Annotated in this window: 14 protein-coding genes; 12 read left to right on the top strand and 2 right to left on the bottom strand. The window is 48.7% G+C overall.

Annotated features, from left to right (window positions below; all coding sequences use genetic code 11):
• Positions 1-25: 25 nt before the first annotated feature.
• Entirely contained in the window at positions 26-754 is a 729-nt protein-coding gene (locus L1X57_RS17120) for a cobalt-precorrin-6A reductase (RefSeq protein ID WP_009723622.1), read from the bottom strand.
• Here L1X57_RS17120 and L1X57_RS17115 point away from each other — a divergent pair.
• From L1X57_RS17115 to rho, 9 genes are all read left to right on the top strand, one after another.
• Positions 753-1,961 carry a bifunctional cobalt-precorrin-7 (C(5))-methyltransferase/cobalt-precorrin-6B (C(15))-methyltransferase gene (locus tag L1X57_RS17115; protein WP_009723621.1) on the top strand — a complete coding sequence of 403 codons (1,209 nt, stop codon included), beginning with the start codon at positions 753-755 and terminating at the stop codon, positions 1,959-1,961. The genes L1X57_RS17120 and L1X57_RS17115 overlap by 2 nt on opposite strands.
• The gene (locus tag L1X57_RS17110) at positions 1,958-2,371 is read left to right on the top strand and encodes a cobalamin biosynthesis protein (protein WP_009723620.1); all 414 of its coding nucleotides are present in this window, start codon (positions 1,958-1,960) and stop codon (positions 2,369-2,371) included. The genes L1X57_RS17115 and L1X57_RS17110 overlap by 4 nt, the downstream gene beginning before the upstream one ends.
• Positions 2,368-3,171 (top strand): precorrin-4 C(11)-methyltransferase, encoded by an 804-nt coding sequence (cobM, locus tag L1X57_RS17105; RefSeq protein ID WP_009723619.1) that lies wholly within the window; start codon positions 2,368-2,370, stop codon positions 3,169-3,171. The genes L1X57_RS17110 and cobM overlap by 4 nt, the downstream gene beginning before the upstream one ends.
• Positions 3,168-3,947 (top strand): precorrin-6A synthase (deacetylating), encoded by a 780-nt coding sequence (gene cobF / locus L1X57_RS17100; RefSeq protein WP_009723618.1) that lies wholly within the window; start codon positions 3,168-3,170, stop codon positions 3,945-3,947. The genes cobM and cobF overlap by 4 nt, the downstream gene beginning before the upstream one ends.
• A gap of 75 nt (positions 3,948-4,022) precedes the next feature.
• The gene (locus tag L1X57_RS17095; protein ID WP_009723617.1) at positions 4,023-4,463 is read left to right on the top strand and encodes a YtoQ family protein; all 441 of its coding nucleotides are present in this window, start codon (positions 4,023-4,025) and stop codon (positions 4,461-4,463) included.
• A 520-nt stretch (positions 4,464-4,983) separates the two neighbouring features.
• Positions 4,984-5,247 carry a hypothetical protein gene (locus L1X57_RS17090; protein ID WP_009723615.1) on the top strand — a complete coding sequence of 88 codons (264 nt, stop codon included), beginning with the start codon at positions 4,984-4,986 and terminating at the stop codon, positions 5,245-5,247.
• Positions 5,238-6,749, top strand: coding sequence for a hypothetical protein (locus tag L1X57_RS17085; protein WP_221927891.1), 1,512 nt, complete (start codon positions 5,238-5,240; stop codon positions 6,747-6,749). The genes L1X57_RS17090 and L1X57_RS17085 overlap by 10 nt, the downstream gene beginning before the upstream one ends.
• Positions 6,750-7,053: 304 nt before the next feature.
• Positions 7,054-9,696 carry an AAA family ATPase gene (locus L1X57_RS17075; protein WP_009723613.1) on the top strand — a complete coding sequence of 881 codons (2,643 nt, stop codon included), beginning with the start codon at positions 7,054-7,056 and terminating at the stop codon, positions 9,694-9,696.
• A gap of 948 nt (positions 9,697-10,644) precedes the next feature.
• Entirely contained in the window at positions 10,645-11,598 is a 954-nt protein-coding gene (rho, locus tag L1X57_RS17070; protein WP_009723612.1) for a transcription termination factor Rho, read from the top strand.
• Between the two features lie 117 nt (positions 11,599-11,715).
• On the opposite strand, the gene L1X57_RS17065 is transcribed toward rho, so the two are convergent.
• Positions 11,716-12,912 (bottom strand): DEAD/DEAH box helicase, encoded by a 1,197-nt coding sequence (locus tag L1X57_RS17065; RefSeq protein WP_009723611.1) that lies wholly within the window; start codon positions 12,910-12,912, stop codon positions 11,716-11,718.
• Between the two features lie 693 nt (positions 12,913-13,605).
• Here L1X57_RS17065 and L1X57_RS17060 point away from each other — a divergent pair.
• The 3 genes from L1X57_RS17060 (at position 13,606) to L1X57_RS17050 (ending at position 15,109) form a co-directional block, all read left to right on the top strand.
• Positions 13,606-13,983 (top strand): DUF4440 domain-containing protein, encoded by a 378-nt coding sequence (locus L1X57_RS17060; protein WP_009723610.1) that lies wholly within the window; start codon positions 13,606-13,608, stop codon positions 13,981-13,983.
• A gap of 66 nt (positions 13,984-14,049) precedes the next feature.
• The gene (locus tag L1X57_RS17055; protein WP_009723609.1) at positions 14,050-14,469 is read left to right on the top strand and encodes a GNAT family N-acetyltransferase; all 420 of its coding nucleotides are present in this window, start codon (positions 14,050-14,052) and stop codon (positions 14,467-14,469) included.
• 142 nt (positions 14,470-14,611) lie between these two features.
• Positions 14,612-15,109, top strand: coding sequence for a hypothetical protein (locus tag L1X57_RS17050; RefSeq protein WP_039869158.1), 498 nt, complete (start codon positions 14,612-14,614; stop codon positions 15,107-15,109).
• Positions 15,110-15,116: the final 7 nt, after the last annotated feature.

The following is a 15,116-nucleotide window of genomic DNA, read 5'->3' as shown; positions in this document are numbered from 1 at the left end:
ACCAAGATGTGCCGCTGATGTAGGGTTAAGTTAGCCAGTTGATAACCTCATCAACAGTATGAGCTTCAAGACGAGATGGCAGGTGAGGCCGTTCTATCATCACCACGGGTAGGCCGAGCCTTCTTGCCGCGGTGAGTTTGGAAGACGCACCTTCGCCGCCAGCGTTTTTGCACACGATGCGTTGGATCCGCTGATTTTCCAGCAGGGCGAGATCGCCTTCCAGCGTAAACGGGCCTCTATCAATCACACTGCTAACATCCGGCAGTGGCAACGGGCTGGTCGGCGGGTCAACTAAACGCAGCACATAATGGTGCTGAGGCTGGTCGGCAAAGGCGTTAAGGTGCATTCGCCCAATCGCAAGCAGCACCCGTTGGGGCGGGCCAGCCAAGGCGTTAACTGCTTCATCAATACTTGCCACGCTTTGCCATTGGTCGCCGGTAACAGGCTGCCAGGCAGGCCGGGTAAAAGCGGTGGCCTTTACACCGCACTGTGCCGCCGCGGCTAACACGTTGCTGCTCATCTGTGCGGCAAAGGGGTGGGTGGCATCAACAATATGGGTAATGCGCTCCTGGGCTAAAAACGTGACCAGCCCATTAACGCCGCCAAAGCCACCAATGCGGGTCGGCAGTGGCTGGGGTTTAGGCGTGTTAACGCGCCCTGCATAGCTAAAAATGGCGGGAATACCTCGCTTGGCAACAGCGCTGGCCAGGGCGCTGGCCTCGCTGGTTCCCCCGAGAATTAGGATTTTGATCATGGCTGAGGTTAACAACGCTCCCTGGCTTACCCTTTTAGGCTGGGGAGAGGGTGGCACACAGGGGCTGACAGCGGCAAGCCGACAGGCATTGGAAAGTGCCGAGGTAGTGTTCGGCGCACGCCGCCACCTGCGCCTTTTACCGCCGCTAAACGCCGAGGTGATTGAGTGGCCAGTGCCCTTTGCCGATGGCATTCCTGGGCTGCTAAATCAGCGCGGCCGCCGGGTGGTGATGCTGGTCTCAAACGACCCATTCTGGTTCGGGGCGGGTACCTCATTCGCGCAGCATCTCAGCGCAAACGAGTGGCAGGCACTGCCAGCCCCTTCCACCTTTAACTTGGCGGCTGCACGTTTGGGCTGGCCGTTGGAGCGTTGCACTTGCCTGGGGTTGCACGCCAAACCGCTGAGCCGTATTCGGCCCTCCCTGTATGCCGGTAGACGTTTGCTGGTGTTGGTAAGAGACGGCGCGGCGGTGACCGAGCTGGCGGCGCTGGTAACTAGGCTTGGCTTTGGAGACACCCAGCTAACGCTGCTGGAATCTTTGGGCGGCGATAACGAGCGTATTCGCCATTGCCGTAGCGACGCCAGCTTGCCCGATGACATTGCCCACCCGGTGGCGGTAGGGCTGGAAGTCGCTGGTAACGGCCCCGCCTTGCCGCAGACGCCCGGCCTGCCGGATCATTTTTTTGACCACGACGGCCAGATTACCAAGCAGACCATTCGCGCCATTACCCTGGCGGCGCTGGCCCCCATGCCCGGCGAGCGGCTGTGGGATATCGGCACCGGCTCAGGCTCCGTTGCCATTGAGTGGCTGCTCGCCCATACGGATAATCAGGCGGTGGGCTTTGAGCAAAACGCTGAACGGGCGGCGCGAGCGCGCAGCAATGCAAACAACCTGGGCGTTGACTGGCTAGAAGTAAAACAGGGCCGCGCACCTGACGTACTAAACGATACGCCGCTGCCCGATGCGGTATTTATCGGCGGTGGGTTATCCCAAGCACTGCTAGACGATTTATGGCAACGCCTGCCCAAGGGAGTGCGTATCGTCGCCAATGCCGTCACTCTGGAATCCGAAGCGCTGCTGGCGCACTGGCACCAGCAGGCAGGCGGCGAACTGCTGCGTCTAGAGCTTGCCAACGCCGCCCCCATCGGCACACGACGGGGCTGGAAAGCCAGCTATCCGATTGTTCAGTGGCGGGGCATTCGATGAAGCCATCGGCATTGAGAATTGCAGGGTTTGGTTTTCGCCGCGAAGCCACGCTTGAATCACTTATTCAAGCGTTAGATCAGCTTATTGATCAGTACGCTGCTGTCTACAAGTACGGCCTTATCAACCGGCTGGCGGCGGCGCGTTCTATGTTGCCGTTGGTAGAAGAGCTAGGCCGGCTGCGCAATATTGAAGTCATCGCCGTAGCGGATGCCGAGCTATCAACAGTGACAACGCTTACCCATTCAAACCAGAGTATGCAGGCGCGCGGCACAGGCAGCGTTGCCGAGGCCGTGGCGCTATTAGCCGCAGGCCCAGGGGCAACGCTGCTAGGGCCTCGGATAATTTCAGCGGATCGCAAGGCCACCGCCGCGCTGGCGTTGTCAGAAGTACCAGAAGGAGCCACCGAATGACCGTACACTTTATAGGCGCAGGCCCCGGCGCGCCGGATCTGCTTACCCTGCGCGGGCGCGACTTAATCGCCGCTTGCCCGGTGTGCCTGTATGCGGGCTCTTTAGTGCCGGAGCAGATTCTGGAACACTGCCCGGCTGGGGCAAGGGTGATTAACACTGCGCCGCTCTCGCTGGATGAGATTATGCAGGAGATCAGCCGCGCCCACGCTGAAGGCCTGGATGTGGCCCGCCTGCATTCGGGGGATCTCTCGGTATGGTCGGCCATGGGCGAGCAACTGCGTCGCCTGCGCGAGCTTAAAATTCCCTACAGCATTACCCCTGGCGTGCCATCCTTTGCGGCAGCGGCGGCAACTCTAGGTCAAGAGTTAACGCTGCCCGGCGTGGCCCAGTCGGTGGTGCTTACTCGCACGCCGGGGCGTGCCAGTGCCATGCCTAGGAACGAGACGCTTGCCAACTTTGCCCGCACCGGGGCAACGCTGGCTATTCATCTCTCCATCCATAACCTTTCCCAAGTAGTCGAAAGCCTGACGCCTTACTATGGCGCGCAGTGCCCGGTGGCGATTGTGTGGCGGGCAAGCTGGCCCGATGAGCGAGTGGTGCGTGGGCGGTTGGCGACTATAGAAGAGCTGATCGATGATTCCATGCAGCGTACCGCGCTAATCCTGGTGGGGCCGGTGCTTGAAAGCGATGACTTCCAGGAAAGCAGCCTCTACGCGGTGGGCTACGACCGCCGCTTTCGCCCCCAATCAGCGGATTCGCCTTTTGCCATGGTAAACCAAGATCAAGAGAGCGAATCATGATCACGCTTTCGCTAATAGGCATCGGCACCGGCAACCTTGATCACGTCACCCTGGCCGCCGTGCGCGCCCTCAATAGCGCCGACCTGATTCTGCTGCCCCGCAAGGGCGAGGCTAAGTCGGATTTGATCGACCTACGCCGCTTACTCTGCGAACGGCTGCTGGAAGCGCCGGTGACCTCCAAGATCGTCGAGTTCGATCTCCCCAGCCGTGATAGCCGTAATGACCGCTTAAGTTATAACTACTTGGGCGCGGTAGACGACTGGCACGCTGCCATTGCCAGCGTTTGGGCGCAATTGATGGATGAACATCTCCCCAATGGCGGTCGGGTCGGCATGCTGGTGTGGGGCGACCCTTCGCTTTACGACAGCAGCCTGCGCATTACCCAGCGCTTAAGCGCTGCGGGCAAGCAGGTAGATGTAGAGGTCGTGCCAGGCATCACCAGCCTGCAGGTGCTTACCGCTGAACATAAAATTCCCCTCAACGCGCTCGCCGAGCCAGTACAAATCACCACCGGCCGCCGCCTACGCGAGCGTGGCTGGCCGAACGATGCCGCCACGGTAGCGGTGATGCTGGACAGCGGCGGGGCGTTTACCACGCTGCCGTTTGACGACACCTACATCTGGTGGGGCGCCTACCTAGGCATGGATAAACAGTGCTTAATCAAAGGATGGCTAAGCGAGGTTAGCGACCAAATCATCCAACACCGCGCAGAACTACGCGAAACCCACGGCTGGATTATGGATATTTACCTGCTCGCCAAAAAGCCGGAAAAATAAACCCAGGTATCAATATGGAATATTTTTCCATAAAATAATCCTGCCTATTAAATAACCAAGTTATCAGGAGCGACTATGAGCTTTTACGTCTATCTTTCTGGCGAAATCCACACCGATTGGCGCGAAGAGATTCAGCGCGGCGCTGATGCAGCGGGCCTGGATATCGTGTTCACCGCACCGGTCACCGACCACGACGCCAGTGACGCCGCAGGCGATCACCTGGGCAAGCCGGAAAATGGCTTCTGGCGCGATCATCAGTCTTCCAAGGTCAACGCCATCCGCACTCGTACCATGATCGAGCAAGCGGATCTGGTGGTTGTGCGCTTTGGTGACAAATACAAACAGTGGAACGCCGCGTTTGATGCAGGCTACTGTGCCGCACTCGCCAAGCCTTACATCACCCTGCACAGCGAAGACATCGTTCACCCGCTGAAAGAAGTCGACGCCCAAGCCCAGGCCTGGTGCACCACTACTGATCAAGTCGTCGAAACGCTGCGCTACGTCCTAAAAGCCTAAGCCCCAGCGCCTCCCGCTCCGTCACTGCATTAGTGATGTTGTGGGAGGGCGCTTTAGCGCGCGACCATCCCACTCCATAAACAACCCCGCCACTGAATCGATACTCTGCTCTGGTGTTGTGGGAGGGAGCTTCAGCTCGCGAAGACCCAGCCACATAAGCAATCTAGCCACCCCGTAGCGCGGCGTAACGCTTGGCGAGGAACGAGCCAAAAGGCACCCGCGATGGCAGCGTCAGCTGCCCAAAACATGCTCCAGCTCAATTTTTCTACAAAGGCACGTGACCTAAGCCAATTTTATGAATAGAGTATGATTAAATCGTAAAAACGAGCCGGTACGCGAATTTTGGATATGTTGCCATGCTGGGTAAATAAAACTATAAAAACAGTGGTTTATGATTTTTTGAACGGCTAGATAACACCAATAAACGTGCTGACATGTTCAAGGGTGTTATGCAGCAGGCTATATAATCACTTTTAGGGCTATTTGCGAGTTTAGTCGTACATGAAGGGATTAGAATAAAATGATTGGTAATTTAAGTCTAAGCAAGAATGTGCAGTTTTATGAGCTGAATAAAGCACTTACGAAGAAGTCTATTGAAGATACATTCAAAGAGATCTCTAAAGAACGTGTAGGTAACTACCTTCTAAACGAGTCTAAAAGAAACTATACAACAGCTTCTGGTAATCAAGTTGTATACTCTATTGTTGCATACAAGATAGAAGCAGAGCCTTCATTTTTAGCAGGAACTTCTGTTAAAGAAAAAAGTATGCCTATTTGCTATTAATAGAATGTGATGATGCCTTAGCTATTTTGAAGAAATATGTTGATTCACCAGAAAAGCATTTTTCTTCTTTTATAGATGAATTTGATTACCAAAAATTCTGTCATTTTCATGGTGATAAAAGCCCAGAATATGAAAGGGTCACCATGAAAAATATGAGCATATCAAATGCTGTTATCAGATCCCGTTCATTAGAAGCTAAAAGCTTGAACGGTATTGTCTCATCTAATTCGTCTAGTCGATCAATCCCAAGCAACTTCAGAATGAAAATAGGCGAAGACTTATATACTCTAACTCCAAGTACTTCGAGAGTAAGCCATAGAGATAAAAAGTCAGAATTTGATGGACTAATCGACTGGGCTATTGGAATTAAAGATGAAATTAAGGTAACTACAAACCAAAGTGAGTTTCTTAGTAATTTTGCCTCTCCTATTTGTTTGAAAGATATTATAGATTTGGGGCATAAAGTTGTGGCGATTCTTATTGATTTGAGTGAAATAGAAACTAAGTTTCTGGGTGGGCAAGTTGTCTTAAGTAAGGTTGATGGTAGTCAGTTAAGTTCAGGTGAGATAAATAAGATTTTTAATCAATTAAAATCCCCTGTTTTGGTTGACGGTGATGTATTGAAAGTTAAAGGTAAAGCTTTATCCGGTAAGGTTTCATATTCAAAGAACTTAATTATAATTAGAAATAAGGTTCTCGATAATATTTTAGTTACTGAAAATGGCACGAATAATTATACGCTTGGTAAATATATAAATAAAGAAAAACCATTTTCTGCTGTGTTCGACTCTCCGAATTACTCATATTATTCGAAGTCATGCTTTGAAGATAAGCATTTATTGAATAATGTTCATTCGATACTTAATATATTTGATGATAGTTATAATTTTAATGATGTTTTCAGTGAAAAAGAAAAACCACATGTAATAGATTTAACTAGATTCCCTGTTAACTCTCTATTTCGGAAAGTTGAAGATCAATATTGTGCTCCTCATAATATTGTTATCTGTGATGACATGAATGATGAATGGGCCGATCATATTGCTATAGATAGTAATAGTAATATTCCGTCTATCTCATTTATACATTCAAAATTTACTAATAAAGATACTTATGGTGCTAGTGCTTTCCACGACGTAGTTGCTCAAGCACTAAAAAACATTGGTCGAACTCAAGCTGAAAAGCAACTATTTAAAAATAAATATTATAATGAGTGGCACAAGAATTATGAAAGTACCAATATTAGTAGGGTCACAGGGGCCCAGAATTGGCAAGATTTAGAAGTAGCTCTCGATGCTGTAAATCGAAACCCTAACTCTATAAAGAAAATTGTACTTGCAACACCTTTTTTGAGTAAGGCAAAATTGACAGTAGAATTAAACAAATTGGCGTTAGGTCAAAAATGTAAGCCACACTATGTACAGTTAATCTGGCTAATAAATACGTTTATAAGTTCATGTAAAGATTTTGGGGTGCAAGCTCACATATTGTGTAAACCATAGCCCTAACAAAAAAATTAAGGGTGATTCGGCACGCGTGGCATTTTTACTATGCGTTGGTTTTAGTGGTTAAGGTAGTATGCGGAAGCAACGGTATTGCGTGCCTCACACCTTAATTGGGCGTTATATGCCAAAGCATGAAAAATGGAGTGCCCAACAAGTGATCAGAAAATATCGCCCTTAGAGCAAAATATGACCCATTTCCGACCCAAGATACTCTACATATTGAGCTAGTATTTAAAAGTCTCTAGAGAGAACCATCGGCCTTTGCTAACAGGTGCCAGAATCTAAAATCTAAGGAAGTATTATGATTGAGCCTGAATATCTACGATTTTTGCGAACTCTGGATTCAGACGAAGTCCTTCCGGGAGTGCGCAAGTTAGCGAACCTTGTCCTGGCAAACGTTGATGAGCTTGCTTCTCTCGGCACCTATCAAGGCCAGCGGGTTAAGAAAATGGTTGCCTTGGCCCAGGCTAACTGGGATGCCTTAAGCATAGATATTCAGTCTTTACCCGAGATGACCGCCGAGAAAACTTCCCCCATTACTCAGATAAAAAGTATGGAAGTGGGGCCGTTTCGTGGTTTCTCTAGGCAAGAGGTTTTTGATTTAGAAAGCCATTTAGTCCTCATATACGGACCGAATGGTACTGGCAAGTCTAGCTTCTGCGAAGCCCTTGAATATAGCCTTCTGGGTAACGTAGCTGAAGCGGAGAGCAAGCGTTTTCGAGATCAGGGTAATTATCTGAAAAACGCACATGTTAATCATTTTTCGACGCCAGTTGTTATAGGCTTAAACGAGCAGGGCGCTGAGGTTGAAATTGAAGCAAATGAGGAACTATTTAGATTTTGTTTCGTTGAAAAAAATCGTATTGATAACTTTTCTAGAATTGCCGCCCAGGCGCCCGCCAAGCAAACTGAGCTTATATCAACGTTATTTGGCTTAGACTCTTTCAACGAGTTTGTACGCAATTTTACTTCTGAATTTGACCCGAAATATATTGACCTTACTGGTTTTAAAGCAGCTCAGTTAGCGCAAAAAAGGCAGGCACTTTCTGGTTCTCAACAGCAGATAGCGACTAACAATGCAGAGCTACAAAGGCTAAATATTGAGGAGCAAACACTAGCTACCCAGTACCGTGACGGAACAACCTTTGGCCAATTGGTCTTTGAACTAAACGGTGATGATGAAAATGCAGGAGCAATCCACCGAATAGAAACCGATTTGCAACAGCCCCAAGCAAGTAAAAACAACTTGACAATTAACGCATTGCAGACACTTGGCGGCTCCATTAGCAGCGGCCTCAGCGAGCTGGAGTTGAAGCAAAAAGACCTGGAAAATGCAAGTCAGGAAGTATCATATAAGAATCTATACGAAGCCGTTGTTCAGCTACAATCGAGTAGTCCAGAGCATTGCCCAGCGTGTAAAACGCCGCTCACCCAAGTATCCGTAAACCCTTACGGTAACGCTAATGAAGAACTTCAAAAGCTGCAACACTTGGCAGAGCTTCAGAAAACGGCACAACAGCTTCAACAAAATGTTAGTAGATGGTTGCTGGACCTCTCGCAAATATTGAATGCTTGTTTGACGTTTCTGCCACAAAACAACGCTATCCGAAATTTCCATATTTCACCTGGCTCACAAATCGATATCGGGTGGTGGTACTCCTTGCAGCAACAGTTAGCGGATGGTTTTACTCCATGGCGGCACCTGGAATCTCAGATAAAGTATCTCGAGGAAGCCGACAAAAAGACTGATCAGGAAGCTCAGATACGTTCAACTAAGCAAGCTGATCTAAATCGTTTGCGCTGGTTTAAAGAGCAAATCACTGTCTTAGAAACACGCAGAAACACAGCTAAACAAGCAATTATTGCTGCGCAAAAGGCAATCACTAGTTTTGATACGGAGAATGCGCAACTTATAGCTGATGTGGAAGCTGAACATACCAAAGTGCAAAGAAATCAAGAGATTGCAGTATCTTATAAGAGCTTTGTTGAAAGGTTGAATGCATATAAGAATCGATTGCCGAGCCAGTTGATTGCTGACCTTGGCGACCTAGTTGTGAGACTTTACAATGCTTTTAATCGTTACGATTCCGAAGCAGATAAATTAGCTTCTGTTCAACTTCCGTTATCTCAAAATCAACGGTTGGGCATTACATTTTTGAAAGACCCTTCTGCTTTATTTGATGCTCTCCATATTCTGAGTGAGGGTCATATCCGTTGCCTTGGGCTAGCAATACTGCTAGCTAAGAACGTAAAAGAGCGTTGCTCGGTGCTTATTTTTGATGACCCAGTGAACGCAATTGATGATGAGCATCGTCGTGCAATCAGGGAAACGCTATTTGTTGATGATTTTTTCAAGGGTTGTCAGATCATTTTGGCAGTGCATGGTGAGGAGTTCTTTAATAACACACATCAACTGCTAGGTAAGAGTCAGTCACTTGCGTCTCAGTCATATATTTTCTTATCAAGCGCTGGTGAAGGCCATATTCAGGTTGACTCATTAAGGCGACCCAAAAATTATGTATTAGCTGCACGCGAACTGTATGCACAAGGGGAGTATCGCGACGCCTTGATGTCGGCAAGAAGAGCGCTAGAGAACCTATGTGAAAAAACTTGGTTTCATTACGGAAAGCATAGTGATAAGAAGGACAGCCTAATTAGTGTCTCTCGTCGTTCTCCTTCAGCGCCATGGGATCTAAGGGCATTAGCTGAAAATCTAAGATCTAAGCTGAATCGTTCCCAGTCAAATATACCTAATAAAGAGCTGATAGTGTCTGCACTCACTGCTGTGCTAGGTCAAGATGGAAGAAATGCATATTGGTCGTACTTGAACAAAGGTACACATGACGAGACTGACTTGCCTGAGTTCGATCAGCATACAGTCAACGAGGTGATTTCTGCTTTAGAAAGCTTGGACTCTGCCCTAAGTGGCGGTTCCGGCATATAACAAGTTGCTGCACACGGATAAATTACTCGCTGCGCTCGCAATTTACCGGTGAGCAAAGCGTTGTGGCTGAAGTAAAAGCCGCTAATACTTAGTTTTTGGCATAGTCGGATAACAGACAGAAAATAGTCATTAATCGGCGGCTACAACCTACATCCTGATGTAAGTATCGCGGCTATCGCACACACTCAGCTACTGAGAGGAATCACGGAAGATTTAATAGGCAACGAGCAGATAGGGCCAGTAATTGCCCGCTGCTAACACTGGGCTTTCAGCGTTGCCTGATGAGGCACGGTGCCTAATAAGGCGACAGGAATGAATGCTTCTCTCCAGCTGCCATTCCCGCATGCCTTTAGCGGGAATCTATTTTGATTTAAGTACCTTGGCTTCGGCTGAAAAGGTCAAATTGGATTCCCGATAACCCCACTCGGGAATGACGGGGCTGAGATGGGGCGGAAATAATAGGGCTGAGGAGGATCGGTTCATACTCCTCGGAGCGAGCATTCGAGCGCGAAAATCTCTCACAAGCAGATAGAAATGCGCTTTCGAAGTTGGTCAATATGCTTGTTAATGCCGCATTGGAGAAGCATCATGGCTAGTCCCTAGAGAGTATTGCCTAGAACTTGCAAGAAGCCATTGACCTTAATCACGGGCGCAACGTTGCGGCTAAAACGCATCGGCCAGAGCTGGTTGATTTAGCTACTTTGTGTAAGAAATTGGGCATGACCCAGATGGAATTTGTAGCTAAATTTTGTATTAGCGTCGCCACGTTAAGGCATTGGGAACGTGGTGATGGCCAGTCTTGGCGCTGTTGCATGTCGTCGCCAAAGAGCTAACAAGCCGTCTTAAGAGCCTTATCGTAACCCACCACCCAATGCGCCATTCAGTGAAGAAGCGCTCAGATGCAATTATTCTATTAATCCAGGCTATTCAAGGCGATCCACCGATATTATGGCGAGAAAAACACTCAGTTTGAAAACGAAAAGGCAGACAGATTCCAAGCCCGCCGACGAAGTTGAAGATCCATTTTCTGATGATCCCGAAAAACGTTTTTTAAATGGCGTGGCTATTCATCCTTCCCCACGCATTGTTTTAGAGCTTGGCTCTACGCAGCGTAGTGTGCGGGCGATGGATTTGATTACGCCTATTGGGATGGGGCAGCGCGGGTTGATTGTTGCGCCGCCGGGCTCTGGCAAAACGACGCTGTTAAAACATATCTGTCAGGCCGTGGCAGAAGCTCATCCTGACATAAAGCTGTATGCCTTGCTGATTGATGAGCGCCCTGAAGAAGTGACCGATTTTAAGCGCAGCGTTTCGGCAGACGTGCATGCATCGTCTTCAGACGAAAGCTACTCACACCATGTGCATTTGGCAAATAAGCTCCTTGAGACGGCGCGTAAGCAAGCAGGCGAGGGGCATAATGTGATGATTGTGATCGATTCGCTTACCAGACTGTCGCGGGTTCATAATGCTGAGCAGCGCGGCAATGGTCGCACCATGTCGGGTGGGTTGGATAGCCGTGCGATGGAAATACCACGCAAACTGTTTGGTGCTGCGAGAAAGATCGAAAACGGTGGATCGCTCACCATTCTGGCCACCGTGCTTGTGGATACCGGTAGCCGTATGGATCAGGTGATTTTCGAGGAGTTCAAAGGCACGGGCAATATGGAAATCGTGCTATCGCGGGAAGTGGCAAGTCAACGGATTTTCCCGGCGATAGATATTGCCAAAAGCAGTACCCGTCGAGAAGAGCTATTGATTGATGCTAAAGACATTGAAAAAGTACGCGCATTGCGTCGAGCGTTGACACATCTTAAGCCAGCAGAAGGCGCGCAGAAGTTGTTTGAGTTATTGGATAAATATCCAACCAATGCCGAGCTGTTAGATGCGTTTTCACCCGCCTAGCGGTAGAAAAGATCTTTGACGACCGCAAGTTTTTTAAAAGCGACGTTGATTCCAGAAGTATTTAACAGTGAAGCCCACCTTTATATTTATCTAAAAGGTGAGCTTCTTTGTTACGGCTTAACGACTGCTTTTTTTAACGTGGTTCAAGTTGGAAGCGGGTACCGCTTTTTTAACCGGAAAACCTGCGACTTCTTTGCGCTCAATCGTGTTTTTCAGCCGCTTTTCAATCGCACAAAGGTTCCTAAAGTCACTGATGTCGACAAGAGAGATGGCTTCACCTGAGGCTCCCGCACGGCCGGTTCGGCCAATACGGTGGATGTACTCTTCTGGCTGAAATGGTAGATCGTAATTCACCACACGGCTCAGTTCTCCGATATCCAACCCCCGAGCGGCTACACCCGTGGCAACTAGGTACTTCAGTTCGCCAGTTTTGAACTGATCTAACACCTTCTCGCGCATGGCCTGGCTTCTGCCGCCATGAATGGAGTCCGCTTGAATGCCGCGTTTTTCCAGTTGAGCAACAAGCTTGGCAGCACTGTGTTTTTTCTCGACAAAAATAAGCGCCTGATCCCACGCTTGCTCGTTGATCAAGTGGCTCAACAGGGCGGACTTGGTGTCTTTGTCTACCGTGATTAGCCACTGTTTGATATTGGCGGCGGCGCGGATGTTGGGAGAGATGGAGATGTCAGCCGCCAGGTCGGTCATCTTACTATCTGAAAAACCGTAGGCGAGGGCGCGAACGTCGCCGGTCATAGTGGCTGAAAACAGTAGGTTCTGACGGTTTTCAGGCAGGCGTACTAAGATTTTGTGGATATCATCGACAAAACCCATGTCGACCATTCTGTCCGCTTCGTCCAACACCATGACTTGAAGTTCATCAAAGTGCAGCGCACGCTGATGTGCCAAATCCAGCAATCTACCCGGCGTGGCGACCAGAATATCCACTCCTTCGATTAGCCGCTCTTTTTGAGGCGCAGTATCCACACCGCCATACACCGCCATAGAGGTTAACTGCGTGTGTTTAGCGTATTGAGCCACATTGGCTTCGACCTGAACCGCTAACTCGCGAGTCGGCACCAGAATCAGCGCACGTATGCGTTTGCCGCGTAACGCTTCCGCGTTGCTGAATCGCTCTAGCAGAGGCAGAACAAAGGCAGCGGTTTTGCCTGTGCCTGTTTGTGCGGTGGCGATTAAGTCTTTGCCCGAAAGAATGGCAGGAATCGCTTGTTCCTGGATGGGCGTTGGCGTTTTGTAACCTAGTTCGGTAATCGCTTGAACAAGAGGACGGGATAAGCCTAGTTTTGAAAATGGCATGAGGTGCTCAGACAGATGGTCGTAAGGTGTGTCGAAAATTAAAGATGAGGCAGTATAGCGTAAAAGCAGCCGTTCATTGCTCGAATAGTGCAATTAGCTTCATAGCGCCGAATGGCGACTTTTTTGATGAAATTAAAGGTGTTAATTAAATGAATTATAAGTGATTTTTTTATAGCACGTTTTGATTTTTATGGTCTGATTTTTAATTTCGAATACTGTCTCTTTGAATTATGATTCGGTTTTACTAAGCAGTCGACTACTGAAGCGGAGCCGCTTCAGCCCTCGCATATTTTCGAGCGCACAATTGCGGGTGCGCTTCGCTTACCACGCACTACAAAACTATTAAAACCCAACGTTTACACATTTTTAGCGCGGCGTAACGCTTGGTGAGGAACGAGCCAAAAGGCACCCGCGATGGTGGCGCAGTCGCCCAAAATAGCCACAGCGCAATTTTAAGCAAAGCTGCGTGACTTAAGCTAATTATTATTAATAAAGTATGATTAGACCAGCGGGAGCGAGCGTTTGGGAAAATTTTGGTTATATACTGCCGAATTATTATCAATTAAATGATATATCAAATGCTTAGGGATTTTTTACGCGCACGATAAGCGTGTTGGAGAGCGCAGTACGTTCATTCAATATCAGAATGCGCTGTCTAATACGCTGTTAATTTCTAAAGACAGGGAGCAGTCCATGAATCGAGAAGATCTGAAACAAGCACGAGAACACTGGTACGCCGCCTATTTCGCTGGTGACATTGAGTACCTTGTCCGAGTTCAGGCAGACAGTTTTACGGTTGCCACTGAGCGTGGTGTCCAATCCAAGAAATCCCAAATTGATGCTATCGCTTCAGCCAAACGGAACGGGAGCTGGTTTCCTCAAGGCGGGGAAAAACAGGATACTGAGCTAAGCTTTCAGGAATCTAATGGCAGCATCACCACAGTAACCGGTAAGGGGGTTACTCTCACTGGTGAATCCAAAGGGCCGGTGGTAGCGTTTATAGAAACCTGGGAGTGGAAGGGTAGTGCTTGGCAGGTTGTCAGTCTGAGCTACGGTGCTGCCCGAAATTAAAATTAACAAGTCGCTGCAGTAAGCGGCCGGTGGTCGCCGCTGGGCTCCGCGTTATAAGAAGGGAATATGAATTACGAGCTAATAGAGGTTCCCTCTGAAAAGGAAAGCTTTGAACTTTCCCAAAAGTTTCAGGAGTTTGTAAATTCCAATACTCCTTTGCCAGATGAGTCAGCAGATAAGAAATTCATAATAAACGTGAGAGACAGCGGCAAAGGGTTAATTGCTGGGATATTGGCTAACGCATACTGGGACGGTCTTGAGATTGATATCTTGTGGGTAGATCGAAGCCACAGGGGTACAGGTCTGGGCGCTGAGCTGCTCGGAAAAGCTGAGCAATATGGAAAGGAGCAAGGTGCGGTCATCTCGTTTCTAAAGACTGTAGAAGCCAAAGGCTTTTACGAAAAGTACGGCTACCAAGTTTTTGGTATTTTGGAGGATCGACCAATAGGTACTTTTCTCTACCATATGAAGAAGCGATTGGACTGAAATCTTATAACCACTAGCGTCAGTCGGACCGATTTTTTTCGCTTCCTATCCATAAAAGCGGCCTCTACGTTGAGTCTGTAGATAAGCCCCTTTGATGTCTAAGTCTTGGTAGGATCAGCTTAGTTATATGACAGGAGAAGATGTGCATCATTTAGCAGCCCAATGGATAGTGGGATTACTGAGAGAAAGGAGTATTCCTTTTTTGATCTGCGGGGGACTCGCAGCAAAGGGGTATGGTTCTGAGCGTGATCTAAATGACATTGACCTTTTTGTCCCCGGCGAGCACTTTGCGTCAGTGGTTCAGGCCGGTCAGGAGTTGGTATCCAAAACTGCCGCTCACCGTCAAGAAGAGGGTTGGGATCTAACCTACGTCCAGTTTAAGTATGAAGGCGTTAAAGTGGAGGTAGGTAGCGCCGACGGCCCGCAAATTTTCGATGCAAGTAACGAGACCTGGGTACCGCTCAACATAGATTTTTCTCGCTATGTGATCGTGCATTTGTTGGGTCTTGAGCTTCCCTTTATGCTGAAGGACGATCTGGTTCGGTATAAATCTGCACTCGCACGGCCGGTGGATATTGAGGATATCTGCGCCATCCGTAAGAGCGCGGAGCTAGAAAATTCATCGAGTGGCGGGCGCTAGGCATTCG

It is taken from the genome of Halomonas sp. TD01, from assembly GCF_923868895.1.
Lineage (GTDB): Bacteria > Pseudomonadota > Gammaproteobacteria > Pseudomonadales > Halomonadaceae > Vreelandella.
Note: the sequence above shows the minus strand (reverse complement) of the source record. Positions and strands in the feature narration are given on the sequence as shown.